General features: G+C 68.8%; 15 protein-coding genes. 5 read left to right on the plus strand and 10 right to left on the minus strand.

Annotated elements, in window-relative coordinates:
* Window positions 1-60 precede the first annotated feature (60 nt).
* The gene (locus ACT53U_RS07290; RefSeq protein ID WP_476153763.1) at window positions 61-453 is read left to right on the plus strand and encodes a c-type cytochrome; all 393 of its coding nucleotides are present in this window, start codon (window positions 61-63) and stop codon (window positions 451-453) included.
* Window positions 454-566: 113 nt separating this feature from the next.
* Here ACT53U_RS07290 and ACT53U_RS07295 read toward each other — a convergent pair whose 3' ends face one another.
* The gene (locus tag ACT53U_RS07295) at window positions 567-1,754 is read right to left on the minus strand and encodes an ABC transporter substrate-binding protein (RefSeq protein WP_476153764.1); all 1,188 of its coding nucleotides are present in this window, start codon (window positions 1,752-1,754) and stop codon (window positions 567-569) included.
* Window positions 1,755-2,032: 278 nt separating this feature from the next.
* On the opposite strand from ACT53U_RS07295, the gene pedF reads away from it, so the two are divergent.
* The 4 genes from pedF to ACT53U_RS07315 all read left to right on the plus strand — a co-directional run bounded on the left by pedF (window position 2,033) and on the right by ACT53U_RS07315 (window position 6,156).
* Entirely contained in the window at window positions 2,033-2,458 is a 426-nt protein-coding gene (pedF, locus tag ACT53U_RS07300; RefSeq protein WP_476154009.1) for a cytochrome c-550 PedF, read from the plus strand.
* A gap of 1 nt (window position 2,459) precedes the next feature.
* Window positions 2,460-3,320 (plus strand): substrate-binding periplasmic protein, encoded by an 861-nt coding sequence (locus tag ACT53U_RS07305; RefSeq protein WP_476153765.1) that lies wholly within the window; start codon window positions 2,460-2,462, stop codon window positions 3,318-3,320.
* Window positions 3,321-3,596: 276 nt separating this feature from the next.
* On the plus strand, window positions 3,597-5,375 hold the full coding sequence (locus tag ACT53U_RS07310; protein WP_476153766.1) for a PQQ-dependent methanol/ethanol family dehydrogenase: 1,779 nt from the start codon (window positions 3,597-3,599) through the stop codon (window positions 5,373-5,375).
* Window positions 5,376-5,475: 100 nt separating this feature from the next.
* The gene (locus tag ACT53U_RS07315; protein ID WP_476135603.1) at window positions 5,476-6,156 is read left to right on the plus strand and encodes a response regulator; all 681 of its coding nucleotides are present in this window, start codon (window positions 5,476-5,478) and stop codon (window positions 6,154-6,156) included.
* Window positions 6,157-6,171: 15 nt separating this feature from the next.
* Here ACT53U_RS07315 and ACT53U_RS07320 read toward each other — a convergent pair whose 3' ends face one another.
* The 9 genes from ACT53U_RS07320 to ACT53U_RS07360 all read right to left on the minus strand — a co-directional run bounded on the left by ACT53U_RS07320 (window position 6,172) and on the right by ACT53U_RS07360 (window position 16,311).
* Window positions 6,172-7,197, minus strand: a complete 1,026-nt coding sequence (locus ACT53U_RS07320; protein ID WP_476153767.1) for an FAD:protein FMN transferase — start codon at window positions 7,195-7,197, stop codon at window positions 6,172-6,174.
* On the minus strand, window positions 7,194-9,254 hold the full coding sequence (locus ACT53U_RS07325) for a 4Fe-4S binding protein (RefSeq protein ID WP_476153768.1): 2,061 nt from the start codon (window positions 9,252-9,254) through the stop codon (window positions 7,194-7,196). The genes ACT53U_RS07320 and ACT53U_RS07325 overlap by 4 nt, the downstream gene beginning before the upstream one ends.
* Before the next feature lie 248 nt (window positions 9,255-9,502).
* Window positions 9,503-11,524 carry a methyl-accepting chemotaxis protein gene (locus ACT53U_RS07330; protein ID WP_476153769.1) on the minus strand — a complete coding sequence of 674 codons (2,022 nt, stop codon included), beginning with the start codon at window positions 11,522-11,524 and terminating at the stop codon, window positions 9,503-9,505.
* Between the two features lie 220 nt (window positions 11,525-11,744).
* A complete protein-coding gene (gene trsM, locus ACT53U_RS07335) occupies window positions 11,745-12,470 on the minus strand; it encodes a DVU_1556 family methyltransferase (RefSeq protein ID WP_476153770.1) in 726 nt (241 codons plus the stop codon).
* A 442-nt stretch (window positions 12,471-12,912) separates the two neighbouring features.
* Window positions 12,913-13,749 carry an XdhC family protein gene (locus ACT53U_RS07340; protein ID WP_476153771.1) on the minus strand — a complete coding sequence of 279 codons (837 nt, stop codon included), beginning with the start codon at window positions 13,747-13,749 and terminating at the stop codon, window positions 12,913-12,915.
* 69 nt (window positions 13,750-13,818) lie between these two features.
* On the minus strand, window positions 13,819-14,016 hold the full coding sequence (locus ACT53U_RS07345; RefSeq protein ID WP_476153772.1) for a 4Fe-4S binding protein: 198 nt from the start codon (window positions 14,014-14,016) through the stop codon (window positions 13,819-13,821).
* Between the two features lie 59 nt (window positions 14,017-14,075).
* A complete protein-coding gene (locus ACT53U_RS07350; protein WP_476153773.1) occupies window positions 14,076-15,185 on the minus strand; it encodes a hydrogenase large subunit in 1,110 nt (369 codons plus the stop codon).
* Entirely contained in the window at window positions 15,182-15,817 is a 636-nt protein-coding gene (locus tag ACT53U_RS07355) for an NADH-quinone oxidoreductase subunit C (RefSeq protein ID WP_476153774.1), read from the minus strand. Before ACT53U_RS07355 ends, ACT53U_RS07350 begins: the two co-directional genes overlap by 4 nt.
* The gene (locus tag ACT53U_RS07360; RefSeq protein WP_476153775.1) at window positions 15,814-16,311 is read right to left on the minus strand and encodes a 4Fe-4S binding protein; all 498 of its coding nucleotides are present in this window, start codon (window positions 16,309-16,311) and stop codon (window positions 15,814-15,816) included. Before ACT53U_RS07360 ends, ACT53U_RS07355 begins: the two co-directional genes overlap by 4 nt.
* Window positions 16,312-16,317: the final 6 nt, after the last annotated feature.

Genomic DNA, 16,317 nt, shown 5'->3' on the forward strand with positions numbered 1-16,317 from the left:
GATCTCAACGACCAGACATCGTCGAGGAAACGACGAGTCGACGAAAACGGGAGGAAGCACATGGATTTCCGTCATTCGGCCGCAGCGGCGACGATCGCGCTCGGTCTTCTCGCCATTCCGCAGGGCGCCGCGCGTGCCGAAGACGGCCTGCCGGGCGCCGGCAAGCATCTCTTCGAGACCCATTGCCGGATCTGCCACGCCGACGATCTCGCCAAGAAGTCCTACGGCCCGCCGCTGGTCGGCGTGATCGGCCGCAAGGCCGGCAGCTATCCGGGCTTCACCTATTCCGACGCGATGAAGGGCGCCGGCTTCACCTGGACCGACACGGCGGTCAAGGCCTGGATGGCCGACAACACCCACATGCTGCCGGGCACCAAGATGCGCCACGTCGGCGTCACCGATGCGGGCGAGCAGGAGCTGATCGTCGGCTATCTGCGCTCGATCTCGAAGTAGTCGTCTCACCCGCGCGAGACCGCGCCGCCTCGGCCGACCCTCCCCAGGGGGTCGGCCGTCTTTCTTTCGCGCCCGCCCCTCAGGGACTTCCCTTCTCTGCCGTGACCGGCCCCTCAAGGGCGGGACGAAGGATGCGGGCAGAGGTTCTCGGGCTCGTCGATGCCGAGCGTGTCGAGTTCGGTGACGCGGTGGGCATAGCCCTCGATCGGTGCGAAGGCGGCGACGCCCTCCCCGTGCGCCAAGGCGATCGGCTGACGCATCTGGCGGTTCCACGGGCGGAAGGTCGCCTTGGCGCCCTTGAAGCCGCCGAGCCCGTAGTCGGGCGCGACCAGTGCCGCCGCCACCTTGGCCGGGTCGCTCGACTTCGCCCGCGTCACCCCTTCGGCGAGCGCCCGCACGGCGATCCACGACGCATAGTCGTAGGCATCCATGGGGCGATGCTCGACCTTCACGAACCGGTCCTGCAGCTGCGCCGCGCCCCAGCCGCGCAGGCGGTCGTTCCAGCCGGTCGGGATCAGCCCGTGACTGCCGACCACGGGGCGCGGCAACCAGGTGGCATAGGGAAAGGCGCGGCCGAAGTCGCCACCCTCGTCGGCGACCACCACGGCGTCGTAGTCGGCGCCTTGGGTGAAGACCGGCACCTCCTGGGCGATCGTCCGCCCGTCGGTCGGGTCGGCCCAGGTCTTGTCGGCGACGATGCGCAGACCGAACTTGGCGGCCGAGGCACGATACGCCTCGGCGGCGAGGCGATCCTCGGGAAGCGGGCCGACGACCAGCATCAGCTTCGACCAACGGCGCTTGCCGAGATACTGCATCAGCGCATCGGCGAGCATGTCGCGCGAGGGGAGCGTGTGGAAGAGCGACGCACGACAGTCGGCGCGGCGCAGCCGGTCGTCGGGGCTGCCGGCATCGAAGACGATCGCGCCTTGCGCGGCGGCGAGATCGGCGGCGAGCAACGTGTCCTCCGCGCCCGCTCGCACCACCAGGAAGCGGATGCCGCGATCGAGCTCGGCGCGGACGGCGGCGGCGAAGTCGCCGTCGGGTTCGACCACGACCTCGTCCAGACGAAAGCTCTGGTCGCGGAAGCGGCCGGCGGCGTTGATCTCGGAGACCGCCAGACGCGATCCGGCGAGACCGCCGGGTGCTGCCAGGGGCGGCGTCTCGGCCTCGAAGCCGGGTGCATCGACGCGGCGTTCGACATGGGCGAGCGCCGTCTCGAGTGCGGCGGCGGGCGCGGGCGGACCCGCGCCGACGAGGGCCGTCGCGGCGAGAAGCATCGAAGTGGCGATGGTGCGTGCCATCCGGTCGTCCTCCCGTTTTGTTTTGGTGATCACAAGTCTAGCACCATGATCAGACCGTAGAGTTCAGTCCAGTTTGGTACGAAGGTACGACTTCGCGACAGTCGCTCGGATCGAATTTGCACCAAAGGACAATTCAGTCCTCCGGTCCGTGAAACTACCATCACAGGCAATCAAAGAGGTCGCGGAAGACGGCCGAAAACGACGTAATCGGGAGGAATTCGCCGATGACACGCAACGTGTCCCATCGAACGCATCGTCATGTCTTCGCTCTCGCGCCGATCGCCTTCGCGGCCGTCGCCGCGCTCGCCGTCACGACCCTCGCACCGCGCCCTGCCGGAGCGCACGGCGACGTCACGCCCCAGGCGGTCGACACCACCGGTCTCGACCCCGTCGGCACCGACTGGCTGAGCGAGAACCCCTATCGCCTCAAGGGCGGCGAGCAGTATCAGAAGGCGATCGAGGTCGGCAGCCACGGCTTCGCCGCCAACTGCGCCCGTTGCCACGGCCTGCAGGTGGTGTCGGGCGGCATCGCCCCCGACATCCGCTATCTCGAGGACGGCAAGGAGGGCGACGTCTGGTTCCTCGGCCGCATCCGCAGGGGCTTCTCGCAGAACGGGGCCTACAAGATGCCGCCCTTCGAGGGTATCCTCAGCCAGGAGGCGATGTGGGCGATCCGCTCCTACATCGAAACCCGCGAGAAGTGACATGAGACGCGCTCGCCCCCTCGTCGGTCGGAGATGGATGGCGGCGGCGGTGGCGCTCGTCGTGGCCGGCGCCGTCGTGCCGGCGGCGGCGCGGCCGCTCGACAAGGTCCGCGAAAGCGGCGTGCTGGTCGTCTCGGTCTACCGCGACTTCGCCCCCTGGGCCGTCGAAGAGGACGGGAAGGCGAAGGGCATCGACGTCGAGATCGGCGAGCTGCTCGCCGCCGAACTCGGGGTGAGGGCGGAATTCATGGTGCGCATGGCCGGCGAAGACGTCGACGGCGACCTGCGCGCCAACGTCTGGCGCGGCGACATCGTCGAGCGCAAGGTCGCCGACGTGATGATGCACGTGCCGCTCGACCCGGAACTGACGCGGCGCAACGACAACGTCGCCTTCTGCTGCCGCTACGCCCAGGAGCGGATGGCGATCGCCTTCGATCCGGCGACGATCACCACCCGCAGCTTCGCGATCTTCCGCTCGCGCAAAGTCGCGGTGGAACTCGATTCGACCGCCGACATCTGGCTGTCGGCGGCCTTCAACGGCATCCTCGGCGCCAACATCGAACGCGGCCGGACCTTCGGGGCGGCGGCAGAACGGTTCCGCGCCGGCGCGGTGCCGGCGCTGGTGGCGACGCGGGCCCAGGTCGAATGGGCGTCGCACGGGCTCGATCGCCCGGTCGCCGTCGAGGAATGGCCGATGCCGGGCATCGTGCGTACGTCCTGGCCGATCGGGCTCGCCGTCAAGGTCGGCTCCAACGACCTCGGTTACGCGCTCGAGGCGGTGATCGAGAAGGCGGCGGCCGACGGACGGCTCGCCGCGATCCATGCGAAATGGGGCACCACCCGGCTCGAGCCGACCGAGTGACCGCCAAGCACAGGCCTTGACCCGAACTGGCCGAGCACTCGGTCGTGCGACGCATTCGCGCGGCTGCGACGTCGTCATGGCCCGAAAATCACAATGAACGGATACCGCAATGCGCGCGAATACTGCAGCGCAACAGACGGAATGCGGCGAGTTTGTACCTATTGGCAATAAGAATACGCAGTACCCCCGATTAGGATCGCAGTCGCATAATCCAATCAGAAGAATTCATCCGGCCGACCCTCGCGGAGCGGCCGGAGGCACGGGAGGAAAAATCAGATGGATCTGCGCGCATTGTGTTTCGCGACGGTCAGCGGCGTCGCGCTGCTGGCGGCGACCGTTCCGGGCCATGCCGGTGGCCCGACGATCGACGACCTGATGAAGGATCAGGATCAGACCAAGAGCGTCCTGACCTACGGCATCGGCACGCAGGGCCAGCGCTTCTCGCCGCTGGCGACCCTCAACAAGGCCAACATCAAGAATCTGACACCGGCCTGGGCGTTCTCCTTCGGCGGCGAGAAGCAGCGCGGCCAGGAAGCCCAGCCGATCGTCTACGACGGCATGATCTACGTCACCGGTTCCTACAGCCGCATCTGGGCGGTCAACGCCAAGACCGGCGAGAAGGTGTGGGAGCACGAGGCGCGGCTGCCGGAAGGCATCCTGCCGTGCTGCGACGTGATCAACCGGGGCGCCGCCATCCTCGGCGACAAGATCTATTTCGGCACGCTCGACGCCAAGCTCGTCGCGCTCGACCGCATGACCGGCAAGGTTCTGTGGCGCAAGACGATCGACGAATACGACGCCGGCTATTCCTATTCCGCCGCACCGCTGATCGTGCCCTCCAAGCGCGGTCCGCTGCTGGTCACCGGCCTGTCGGGCGGTGAATTCGGCGTGGTCGGCCGCGTCGAGGCGCGCAACCCCGACACCGGCGAGCTCGTCTGGTCGCGTCCGGTGATCGAAGGTCACATGGGCATGCTCGACGGCAAGCCCTCGACCATGACCGGCAAGCAGAACGAGACCTGGCCGGGCGACATGTGGAAGACCGGTGGCGGCGCCACCTGGCTCGGCGGTACCTACGATCCGGAGACCAACTCGATCTTCTTCGGCACCGGCAACCCGGCGCCGTGGAACTCCTACACCCGCCCCGGCGACAACAAGTGGTCGTCGTCGCGCCTGGCGCTCGATCCCGACACCGGCGAGATCAAGTGGGGCTTCCAGACCACGCCGCACGACGGCTGGGACTTCGACGGCGTCAACGAGGTCGTGTCCTTCGACCTGAAGAAGGACGGCAAGGTCACCAAGGCGGCCGCCACCGCCGACCGCAACGGCTTCTTCTACGTCCTCGACCGCACCAACGGTAAGTTCCTCAACGCCTACCCCTTCGTGAAGAACATCACCTGGGCCAAGGGCATCGATCCGAACGGCCGGCCGATCTACGCCGAGGAGAACCGTCCGGGCGATCCCTCCAAGGCGGCGTCGGGCGAGAAGCAGGGCAAGTCGGTGTTCTCGGTGCCGTCGTTCCTCGGCGGCAAGAACTGGATGCCGATGGCCTATTCGAAGCAGACGGGCCTGTTCTACGTGCCCTCGAACGAGTGGGGCATGGACATCTGGAACGAGGGCATCGCCTACAAGAAGGGCGCGGCCTATCTCGGCGCCGGCTTCACCATCAAGCCGATCTTCGAGGACCACATCGGTTCGCTCAAGGCGATCGATCCGGCGACCGGTGCGATCAAGTGGGAATACAAGAACAAGGCGCCGCTGTGGGGCGGCATCCTGACCACCGCCGGCGGCCTCGTCTTCGCCGGCACGCCCGAGGGCTATCTCAAGGCCTTCGATGCGGAAACCGGCGAAGAACTCTGGAAGTTCAACACCGGATCCGGCATCGTCGGATCGCCCGTCACCTGGGAACAGGACGGCGAGCAGTGGGTCGGCATCGTCTCCGGTTGGGGCGGCGCGGTTCCGCTCTGGGGTGGCGAGGTCGCCAAGACCGTCAAGCACATCTCCCAGGGCGGTTCGCTCTGGGCCTTCCGGCTGCCCAAGCAGCTCGCCGCGAAGTGACCCGGTCGATCGGTCGCGGCGGGGTCAGCGCCGCGACCGATCGCGCAAACCGCGGGCGGCGCCGGATCGATCCGGCGCCCTCGCCATTCGGAAGAGAGCCATGTTGAAGTTCCTGATCATCGACGACCATCCGCTCTTCCGCGAGGCGATGCAGGTCACCATCCGCTCGATCTACCACAAGGTGGAGATCCACGAGGCGACCGGGATCGACGCGGCGGTGAACATGCTGACCGGGCTGCGACGCGGCTACGATCTGGCGCTGGTGGATCTGTCGATGCCGGGAACCACCGGGTTCGACGGGCTCTTGCTGCTGCGCACCCAGTTCTCGCGCCTGCCGGTGCTGGTCGTCTCCGGCCTCGACGATCCGCGCATCGTGCGCGAGGTCCTGTCCTACGGCGTCTCGGGCTTCGTCTCCAAGGCGGCGCGCAAGGCGGAGTTCGCTTCCGCCATCGCCACCGCCCTGTCGGGCTCGGTCTATCTGCCGGACTGGTTCGAGCGGGAGGCGCCGCGGGTGCTCGATCGCGACACCGCCGACTTCATGGAACGCCTGTCGACGCTGACGCCGCAGCAGATGCGCGTCCTGCAGATGCTGCGTCAGGGCAAGCTCAACAAGCAGATCGCCCACGAACTCGAGGTCGGCGAGACCACGGTCAAGGCGCATGTCTCGGAAGTGCTGCGGAAGCTCGGCGTTCTGTCGCGCACCCAGGCCGTGATCGAGGCCTCGCGCATCGACTTCGACAAGTTCATGCCCGACCCGGCGACCGCCTTCGCGCGGCGCTGAGGGCTCCCTTCCCGCTCAGCTCTCGAGCGTCGGGAAGGCGCCGAGCACCGTCGTCTCGCCCGACTTCGCGATCACCAGCGCGCCGGCGTCGCCCGCCGCGGCGAGGAGGCGACGTCCCGCCTCACCTGCCCCCGTGACCATCAGCGCGGTCGACAGACCGTCGGCGACGAGGCCGGAGGCCGCCGTCACCACCACTTCCGCCACGCGCCGCGGCGAATGACCCGACCACGGCTCGACGATGTGGTGCTCGGAGAAATCCGGCCGCCAGAACGTCCGGTCGTCGGCCGAGGTCGCGACGAAACGGGCGTCCGTGACGGCGATCCGCCCGATCAGGACGTCGCGGGCATGGGCCTTCTCGACCCCGACCCGCCACGGCCGACCGGCGGCGCGGCGGCCGCGGGCGCCGATCTCGCCGGTGTCGAGGAAGGCATCGGCGACGCCGTGATCGCGCATCACCGCGGCGACGCGGTCGGCGGCGTGGCCCTGGGCCAGGGCGTTGAGGGTCATCGCCATGCCGGGGCGTTCGAAGCGGACCCCGCTTTCGGAGAGATGCACCGCGCGGAAGTCGACGAGCGCGCGGGCACGGGCGAGATCGATCTCGTCGGGCCGGCCGTCGGCGTTACTCCACACCCTCCAGATCGGCTGCACCGTCGGATCGAAGGCACCGTTGCTCGCCTGCGCCAGAGCGAGGGCATGATCGACCAGGGCGACGAGGTCGGCGGAGGGGGCTTGGATCCGGTCGTCGCGATTCAGACGCGAGAGCTCGGACTTCGGGTCGAAGAGATCGGCGGCCTTCTGCACCGCGCGGATCGCGGCGAAGGCATCGTCGAAGACGCGGGCCCACCCGGCCGCGCCGCGACCGTCGTCGACCGCGGCGACGGTGACGGTGGTGCCGAAGGCGAGGCCGGAACGGCGGACGACCGGCGCCTCCCGCCCCTCCCCGGCCATGGCGATGCCGAACGCGCCGGCGCCGGTCGCGCCGAGGGCGAGGAGCGCGAGGGCGTCGCGTCGTGTCGGCTTCGTCGATCGATCGGATCTCATGCGGCCTTCTCCTCGCGCGTCGCCCGACGCGTCGCCAGGACCAGCGGCACGCAGGTCTTCGCGTCCTCGTGGACGACGACACAGTCCATGCATTGGAAACACTCGGCGTAGTCGATCGCACCGTCGCGGGCGATGGCGCCGTAGCGGCAGGTGCGTTCGCACAGCCGGCAGGGCGACCCGCATTCGACCCGCCGGGCGATCCAATCGAAACGGCGCAGCCGGCCGAGGATGGCGACGAAGGCGCCGAGCGGGCAGAGCCAGCGGCAGAAGGCCTTGTAGACGAAGAGGTTGGCGGCGAGCAGCACGACCACCCAGAGGACCGCCGGCCAGGCGCGCTGGAAGATCAGCGTGATCGCCGTCTTGAAGGGCTCGACCTCGGCGGCGACCTCGACCTTGCCCGGCGCGAAGGCCGCGACCGCGACGAAGCCGAGGAGTACGAGATACTTGAGCCGCCGCAGCTCCGTGTCCAACCGATCGGGGACGCGCAGGCGCGGAAGGTGCAGCCGGGTGCCGATCGCCGCGACGAATTCCTGCAGCGCGCCGAAGGGGCAGAGCCAGCCGCAGAAGGTGCCGCGGCCCCAGACGATCGCCGTGACGATCACTGCGGCCCAGAGCACGAGGCTCGGCGGGTCCCACAGCAGGAAGACGAAGTCGTGGGTGACGAGCGTCGCCTTGACGAAGCCGCCGAGCGTGACGATCGACAGCTGGGCCTGGAAGATCCAGCCGATCACCACCAGGGCGAAGGCGAGGTAGGCCCAGCGGAAGGCGGCGACGAGGCGCGGGCGGCGCATGCTCTTCGGCTGCATCGCCAGCACGACGAAGAGCAGCGCCAGCGCCGCACCGAGCACCGCCAGATCGGCGCGGCGATCGACCCAGATCGAGCGCCAGCCGGTGGCTTCCGTCGTCTCGACGCCGGCCTCGAACCATTTCTCCGGCCACTTCACCGCCAGCACGACGTCGGCGGGGATGCGCTCGGGATAGACCTGCCCCTTCTCGCGGACGATGCGGTGGGCGAACTCGAAGGGTCGACCGGGGTCGAAGCCGGCGCCCTCGAAGACCTCGAGCACCACGAAGGGATCGCTCGGCGCATCGGGGGCGGCGAGGTCGTGTTCGTAGACGACGTCCTTCAGGTCGAGCGCGAGCCCGTCCTGCGACAGGCGGAAGACGTCGGGCGTCGCGCCGTGGACCCAGCCGTCGTCGAAGGGCCGGGCGCGGCCGCCCATCGAGACGAAGAGGAGATGCGAGCCGGGGCGGCGTTCGAGCAGGTGTTGCCAGCGTGCCCGGCCGAGGAGATTGACGCCCACCGTCGGGACGTTGAGCAGCGCGACGCGCAGGTCGGCGTGGACGGCGTCGGGCGTGGCGCGCGCGACCGGGTCGAGGCCGGCGCCCGAGGTGCCGGCGAAGGCGGCCTCGACGTCCCTTTCACGGAAGACGCCGCGGGCGACGAGGCCGTCGCGCTCGAGCTCGGCGAAGGTCTTCGCCTCGAACAGGTCGCGCGGCCGGGCGGCGGGGCCGCGGGCGCCGCCGGCCATGCCGAGGCGGGCGCGGGCGACGATCAGGGCGGCGGCGAGCACGCTCTCGTTGACGATGCGGACCGACGCCGTCGCCTTGGCGATGCCGTCGATTCGGGCATTCGTGCCGCCCGCCCGGGGTCCGCCGCCACGCGGCGGACCGACCTTGACGTTCTGGGCGAGCGATTTGCCGGCATATTGCTCGACGAAGCGGTCGAGCGGCTCCGGACCGAGGCCGTCGACGAAGACCGGCTCGTGCTGCGACACGACCGAGACGCGGCGGAAGCGGCCGTCGGCGTCGAGCTGGACGAGGAGGTTCGGCGGCGTGCCGGAAAAGCCCGGCATGGGCGCGAGATCGGCGCTCTCGAAGAGATAGCCGGCGAGCCTGTCGCGGCCGCCCTCGGCGCGGAAGACCGGCCAGACCGGCAGATCGGGCTCACGTTCGCCGAGTACGAAGGGCGGCGACAGGCGACCCGCTAGTTCGTCGCGGCCGAGTTCGCCGGCCCGCGCCGACGGCGCGACGAAGGCGGCGGCCAACAGAGCCACCGCCGCGATCACGGCGTGCGAGATGCGACCGAGCGAGATGCGGCGTGAGCCGCATCGCCCGTCTCCTTCCGAAGGCATGTTCCGTCCCGATTTGCTCTTGCGCTTGTCAATCGATTGAAATTCCCGGGAGGCGAGACGGCAATCGTACTTTGGGCCGGAAAGCCGACCGGGCGGGAGGACGAGCCCGCGCGAAACGACGACGGGCGCCCGAAGGCGCCCGCGTGGTTTGGGATCGCTCGGCGAGACGATCAGCCGAGGCGCTTCAGTCGCTCGATCGAGCGGTCGATTTCGGCGGAGACCGTCGTCTGGGTGGCGACGAGGTGGGCGAGACCGGAGAGCGTCTTCTCGATCACGCCGGAATGGTCGAACATCGTCTCGACGGTGTCGATCGTCTGCTTGTAGCGCGCCTCTTCGTCCTCGAAGCGACGGCGGGTCGATTCGATGATGCCGCCGAGCACGCCGAGCGAGGATTCCATGCCGCCGATCGCGTCCTGGGTGCGCGACAGCGTCGATTTGGTGTCGTTGGCGAGCTTCTTCACCTCCTGGGCGACGACGGCGAAGCCGCGGCCCGCCTCGCCGGCGCGCGCCGCCTCGATGGTGGCGTTGAGGGCGAGGAGGTTGGTCTGGCTGGTGATGTTGTCGATGATCGACAGGATCTCGCGCAGGCCCGACATCGACTTCGACAGGCTCTGGAACTCCTCGGCGAGCTGCACGGCGTTCTGCTGGGCACCGCCGCCGTCGACGCTGCCGCCGCGGTCGAGCGAACCGCGCACCCGGTCCATCGCCTCGCCCATGTCGCGGGTCTCGGCCAGCGTCGATTCCACCTGATGGATGAAGCCGAGCTGATCGACCAGCCGGGTGATGATCGACGAGCGGAAGCCGTTCATCATCTCGGCGCGCTTCAGGGCGCAACGGGTGAAGTAGTTCTGGAAGCGCGCGTAGTGGACGGGGAAGTTGTCGAGGAAGGGATCGCGCAGATCCTTGGCGTCGACGGCGAAGAAGACGATCGCCGACAGCGTCTCGTTGACGTTGATGCCGAAGAGCTCGCCGAAGGTGGAGAAGCCGGCGGCCGGCGCCTTCCACAGACCGTCGAGGCGGGCGAGCGTCTTGTCGTTGTTGAGGCGACGCAGGATGCAGTCGTTGAGGATGGCGCCGATCGGCGCCGGCTTGGCCTGGAGGAAGGCGGCGACGTCGCGGTTCGTCTGTTCGGCGAAGTCGGTCGCCTCGAGCAGCAGCAGCTCGTCGCCCGGATTGACGTCGCAGAAGAAGGCGACGGTGCCCTTGTCGGCGTCGGTGCCGGCGACCGAACGGACGAAGAGTTCGCCGTCGATCTCGATGCCGAAGGTGCGGCCGGCGAGCTTGGCGGCGGCACCGCGCGCATCGGTGCCGAAGGTGCGACCGATCGCCTCCATGAAGGGGACGACGTCGCCGGAGGCGGGATCGATCACGCCGGCGACGAAGCGACGGTCGGGATCGGCCTCGGCGACGCGGAAGCTCTTGCCGGAGGCCTTGAAGTTCTGGCTCTTGAAGACGCCGAAGGCACGGCCCGGCGCCATGCGGGCGAAGGCGATCAGCGCATGGTTCTCGTGGACGCGCGTGCCGTCGAAGATCCTGGTCGTGGCGAAGTCGAACTTGCCGCCGGCCGAGCCGCCGACGAAGAGGCAGGGATAGCGGCCGGCGCGATAGACCGCCTCCATCAGGTAGTTCTCGCTCGCCGACAGGCCGTCGACGAAGGTCAGCGCGAAGGTCTCGCGCGCGTCGATCGGGAAGGGCGGACGCACCGATTCCAGCGAGCGGGCGATGGCACTGATGCGGCTCTCGCGATCCTTCTGCGGCCGGCCGGCACGGATGTCCTCACAATGGAGCGGCACGGCGTGGATCGACACGGCGGCGAAGAGATCGGGCGGGAACACCTGGACGGTGACCGTCGACCACGCCTGCCCGGTCGAACGGTAGAGGCCGCCGCCGCCGATGTTGCAGAGCTCGCCGGCGGTCGTCACGGCGACGACGGGCACGGAGCCGGCGACCTGCTTGAGGGCGCGCGTCGCCGCGTCGAAGTCGACGTGGGGCGAGACGAAGGCGAGTGCCAGCGCGGCCGGGCGGCCGTCGAAGGCGAAGGCCGAGGCGTCGACGCCGGTGAAGCGGGCATCGCACTCGAACACACGGATCTCGCCGACCGTGGCCACCGCGGGAGGCACGTCTCGCACGGCGTCGATCACCGTCGGGGCCACCTGCATCACCACGTCGTCTTTGCGCTTGCGAGAGAACATTTTTGTCGTCCGTTTGTACAAAATGCCGTGAATTTTCCTGCCCGCTCCAAGTCGACACCGTCGACCAGGAGACTTAACACCGGATTAAGCCGGCCCGATTACTCGACTTTCCGGCAATTTCGCCGCAGGTTTCGCGTCAGATCGAAAGCAGTTGCAAATCGGTTGCGATCTTGCACCTCGCGCTCGGCTCGGGCGGGTCGCGCGCGACGCTGCCGCAGGGTCAAGGTGCGTGCGACGGGCCGTCCGGGCGATCGGCGAGCGCGAGGAAGAACCCCGGTCGGGCGACGGCATCGCCGCACGCGGCGAGACCGCAGAGGCCGCCGTGCGACCGGGTGCCGGCCTCGACCAGAGCGGCGAGATCGCCGTCGAGGTCGTGCAGGACGTCCGAGCGATCCTCGAACCATTCGACCCGGAACCCAACCGCGGCGAGATCGTCGGCGACGCTCCGCCAACCAGCGAAGGGCGACCGGTCGAAGGCATCGGGTTCGTCGGAAACGCCGGCGCGGCGATAGATGTCGGAGATCGCCAGGCGCCCGCCGGGCCGAAGCACCCGATACCATTCCACCAGGGCACGGCGGCGATCCGCGATCGAAGAGAGCGAGCATTCGGCGAGCAGTCCGTCGACGCTGCGCGAGGCGAAGGGCAGTCGTCCCGCCTCGCCGAGCACGAAGACGGTGTCGCGGTGGGCGGCGCGGGCACGGGCGACCACGTCTTCGGCCCGATCGACGCCGACGGCGCAGAGCCCGCGGCGCGCCATGGCGACGACCCCGGCCCCCTGGCCGCAGCCGACGTCGACCACCAGCGAACCGGGCGGGAAGGCCGCCCGATCGAGCAGAGCTTCGGTCAACTCCAGGCCGCCGGGACGCAACGGCCCGCCCGCTGCGTCGCGGAGGAGGCAGTCGCCACGGAGACCGCCGGCATCACCGGCGGTGACATGCGTGGACATCGATCATCCTCCATGACCTGTTCGACCGCGACCGACCGGGCGGGACGAGCTCTCGGGGTGACCCTCGGCGGGGACCGCCGGGGGAGTTCGTGGGGTGGCCCCCGGCGGAAGACCGCCGGAGAGGTCCCAAGGGGGTAGCCCCCGGCGGAAGACCGCCGGAGAGGTCCCAAGGGGGTAGCCCCCGGCGGAAGACCGCCGGGGGCCGGGGGAACGCGCCGCCCCGGGGAGAGGCGGCGCGGGGCAGCTCGTGCGTTCGCCTCACGACCGCGGGCCACGACGAGGCGCGCGATCTCCGGCGGAGCCGTTCGCTCGGTTCGGTTCGCGCTCGTCGTCGTCCGTTCGCCGTGCGGACGAAGCCGCCGTCGTCTTCGGGACGCGAGAGGTCGAGGCGTTCAGACGTGAATTCGGCGCGGACGGCCGAAGGCGTGGTCGAAGCGTCGTTTCAACTGGCCTCCTTTCTCGCCGCACCGAGGGTGGCGGCGTCGGCGACGCGCATGATCGAGCGGGCCGCCTCGGCGCCACGGCGCCAGGCGATCAACTCGGCGAGGATGGAGATCGCGATCTCCTCCGGCGTCTCCGCCCCGATGTCGAGACCGATCGGGGCGTGGACCCGGTCGAGCGTATCGAGGGAGACACCTTCGCCCTGTAGCCGGGCGAAGATCTTGGTCGTCTTGCGCTGCGAGCCGACCATGCCGATGTAGCCGGCCTCGGTCCCGAGCGCCCATTTCAGCACGGACGCGTCGCGTTCGTGGCAACGGGTGTCGATGAAGACGGCCGAGCGCCGATCCGGCTTCACGGTGGTCATCGCCGTCTCGAGCTGTTCGACCCGGATGTCGAGCGCATCGGGGAAGCGTTCGGCATTGGCGAAGCGGGCACGGTGATCGACGATCACCGTCTTCCATCCGGCGGCACGCGCCATCCGGGCGGTGACGAGACCGATCTCGCCGGCACCGAAGAGATGCAGGACCGGCGTCGGCAGGATCGGTTCGACATGCACGTCGAGCCTTCCGCCTCGGACCAGACCCGCATCGAGCGCCGGATCGCGCAACGAGAAGGACACGGTGCGCGGACGTCCGGTGGCGACGGCTTCGCGGGCGACGAGGACGACCTCGTCCTCGGCCGGCCCGCCGCCGACGCTGCCGACGACCGATCCGTCCTCGTGGACGACCATGCGGGCGCCGCCGTCGGCGGACCCGCCCCTCTTCGCCGTCACGATCGTCGCCAGGGCACAGGCCCTGCCTTCACGTCTCTCGTGGATGAGATCTTCGAAGACGTCCATGGGATGTCTCCCGTGGCGAGGCGACGGCCGGCCGGTTTTCCCGGCCGGCGTCGAACGGCGTGCGAGGCGTCAGGCCGCGATCTTGATGCAGGAACCCGACTGGCAGACGTCGACGCACTGCGGCTCGTCGAAGTCGCCTTCGCAGTCCTTGCACTTCTTGGGATCGATCTTGAAGATCTTGCCCTTGTGGCTGATCGCCTTGTTCGGGCAGACGTCTTCGCAGGAGCCGCAGGCGGTGCAGGTCTCGGTGTCGATCATATGGGGCATGGTTCTTCTTCCTTCCTTCAGTTCGCGACGCCGGGCCTCCCCCGGCGCCGTCGGCGGGCTCAACGTTCCGTGCAGGAGATGCACGGATCGATGGAGTTCACGATGATCGCGATGTCCGCGACCTTGGCATCGGCGAGCATGAAGCGCAGGGCATCCCAGTTCATGAACGTCGGCACGCGCCACTTCACGCGCTCCGGATTCGCGGTCTCGTTGGTCTTCAGATAATAGACCAACTCGCCGCGGGGGGCCTCGACCTTGGCCATTGCCTGGCCGGGCGGGATGTCGGGGCGATCCTCGAGGTGGATCTCGCCGTCGGGCAGACGGTCGAGCGCGCGCAGCACGATGTCGATCGCGTCACGGGCCTCGTAGAGGCGGACCATGGCGCGCGACCACACGTCGCCGTCCTCCTGCGTGCGGATCTGGACGTCGAGGTCCGGATAGGCCGCATAGGGCGCCGCCAGACGGACGTCGTAGGCGATGCCGGCGCCGCGCGCCACGGGACCGACGACGCCGGTCGAGAGCGCCTGCTCGCGGGTCAGCACGCCGACGCCGCGGGTTCGGCGCAGGATCGAACCGTTGGTGCGATAGGTGTCGATCAGCTCGTCGACCAGCGGCGAGATGCGCTTCAGCCGCGCCTTGAGATCGGCGGTGACCTCGTCGTCGAGATCGTAGCGCACGCCGCCGATGCAGATGGCACCGAGGTCCATGCGGTTGCCGAAGACGCCTTCCTTGATGTCCTGGGCGATCTCGCGGACCTGCATGACGTGCATGAACAGGGTCTCGAAGCCGACCAGATGGGCCAGGATGGCGACGTTGAAGAGGTTCGACGCGATGCGCTTCACCTCGCCGGCGATCACGCGCAGGTACTTGGCCCGCGGCGGGATCTCGAGCCCGGCGATGGTTTCGGCGGCCATCGCGAAGCTCTCGGGATGGCTCGCGGAGCACAGCGAGCAGATGCGTTCCGTCAGCACCACCGTCTGGGTGATGGTGCGATGGGTCGCGAGATACTCGATGCCGCGATGGACGTGGCCGGCGTTGATGTCGACCGCGCCGACGGTCTCGCCGCGGACGTCGATCTTGAAGTACATCGGCTCTTCGAGCGCGACGTGCAGGGGTCCGACCGGGATCGTGTAGGTCTCGGGGACCTGGGTCTCATGAGGCGTGGTCATGCCGCGTCCTCCTTGCGTGCAGCGGCGATCTTGTCCCAGAGCCCCTTGGTCGACGCGGCGTTGACCAGCGTCGAATAGGGGATCAGGCGCTCGAAGACGGCGGGTTCGATCGCCGGATCGATGAACAGGCGACGCGGATCGGGATGATCGCGGATGACGATGGCGTAGAGTTCCATCATCTCGCGTTCGCCCCAGTCGGCGGTGCGATAGAGCGGCGTCAGGCTGACCACCTCGCCGCCGTGCGGCACGTGGACGATCACCGTCAGCGTGTCGCCCTCGAGGTCGAAGTGATAGGCGAGCTCGTAGGAGGTGCCGTCGAGCGCCGTTCCGCCGAAGCTGGTGGGAACCGGCTTCTCGGGCTTCTCCGCGGCTTCCTCGCCCTCGGCGACCTCTTCCTCTTCTTCTTCTTCTTCTTCCTCCTCCTCGGGAGCCGGCGGCTGCGAGGCGGTGGTCATCGAGAGACGCGCACCCAGTTCGAGCATCAGGCGACCGACGGCGAAGAGTTCGTCGCGATCGGCGAGTTGGGCCCAGGCGGTCGTCACGCCGTAGTCGTCGGTCTTCGCCTCGTAGGCGATGCCGGCGGGCGCGACCGCGGCCAGACGGGCCTCGAGATCTTGCGGCAGGCGGGTCATGGCTTTTTCCGATTCTTCATGAACTTGGCGCGGCACTTCGGGCACATCGGCCGGAGCGTCGCGACTTCCTCGTCGGTGAGCGGCGGGCGCGTGTTGCGCATCGGCGCGGTGTCGAGCGCCGTGGCGCCGCATTCGGAGCAGGTCATGTTCGGGATCAGGCCGTGTTCGACCATCCGATACTTGTCTTCCTGCAGGTGGGCGAGCGACCAGTCGTCGGTCTGATGGATCGAGCCGGTCGGGCAGTAGAACTCGCAGGTGCCGCAGAACACGCAGGTGGCGTGCCAGCAGTCGAAGGCGAGACCGCCCGGATCCTTCGAGAACTTGATCGCGCCCGACGGGCAGACGCGTTCGCACAGCTTGCAGCCCTCGCAGGACGGCGCGTCGAACTCGATGCGACCGCGGAAGCGCTTCTGCGTCACGGTCGGGCCGAACGGATAGGGATCCGTGGCCGGGCCGTTGACGAGGTTGCGCCAGAAGAGGCCGAGAACGTTCATGGCTTT

This window comes from Pinisolibacter sp. DMC19 (genome assembly GCF_056313985.1).

What these genes read in the sequence shown, in the direction of transcription:
- ACT53U_RS07290 (WP_476153763.1), top strand. Translation starts at nt 61, where the DNA reads ATGGATTTCCGTCATTCGGCCGCAGCGGCGACGATCGCGCTCGGTCTT.
- ACT53U_RS07295 (WP_476153764.1), bottom strand. Translation starts at nt 1,754, where the DNA reads ATGGCACGCACCATCGCCACTTCGATGCTTCTCGCCGCGACGGCCCTC.
- ACT53U_RS07305 (WP_476153765.1), top strand. Translation starts at nt 2,460, where the DNA reads ATGAGACGCGCTCGCCCCCTCGTCGGTCGGAGATGGATGGCGGCGGCG.
- ACT53U_RS07310 (WP_476153766.1), top strand. Translation starts at nt 3,597, where the DNA reads ATGGATCTGCGCGCATTGTGTTTCGCGACGGTCAGCGGCGTCGCGCTG.
- ACT53U_RS07315 (WP_476135603.1), top strand. Translation starts at nt 5,476, where the DNA reads ATGTTGAAGTTCCTGATCATCGACGACCATCCGCTCTTCCGCGAGGCG.
- ACT53U_RS07320 (WP_476153767.1), bottom strand. Translation starts at nt 7,197, where the DNA reads ATGAGATCCGATCGATCGACGAAGCCGACACGACGCGACGCCCTCGCG.
- ACT53U_RS07330 (WP_476153769.1), bottom strand. Translation starts at nt 11,524, where the DNA reads ATGTTCTCTCGCAAGCGCAAAGACGACGTGGTGATGCAGGTGGCCCCG.
- trsM (WP_476153770.1), bottom strand. Translation starts at nt 12,470, where the DNA reads ATGTCCACGCATGTCACCGCCGGTGATGCCGGCGGTCTCCGTGGCGAC.
- ACT53U_RS07340 (WP_476153771.1), bottom strand. Translation starts at nt 13,749, where the DNA reads ATGGACGTCTTCGAAGATCTCATCCACGAGAGACGTGAAGGCAGGGCC.
- ACT53U_RS07345 (WP_476153772.1), bottom strand. Translation starts at nt 14,016, where the DNA reads ATGCCCCATATGATCGACACCGAGACCTGCACCGCCTGCGGCTCCTGC.
- ACT53U_RS07350 (WP_476153773.1), bottom strand. Translation starts at nt 15,185, where the DNA reads ATGACCACGCCTCATGAGACCCAGGTCCCCGAGACCTACACGATCCCG.
- ACT53U_RS07355 (WP_476153774.1), bottom strand. Translation starts at nt 15,817, where the DNA reads ATGACCCGCCTGCCGCAAGATCTCGAGGCCCGTCTGGCCGCGGTCGCG.
- ACT53U_RS07360 (WP_476153775.1), bottom strand. Translation starts at nt 16,311, where the DNA reads ATGAACGTTCTCGGCCTCTTCTGGCGCAACCTCGTCAACGGCCCGGCC.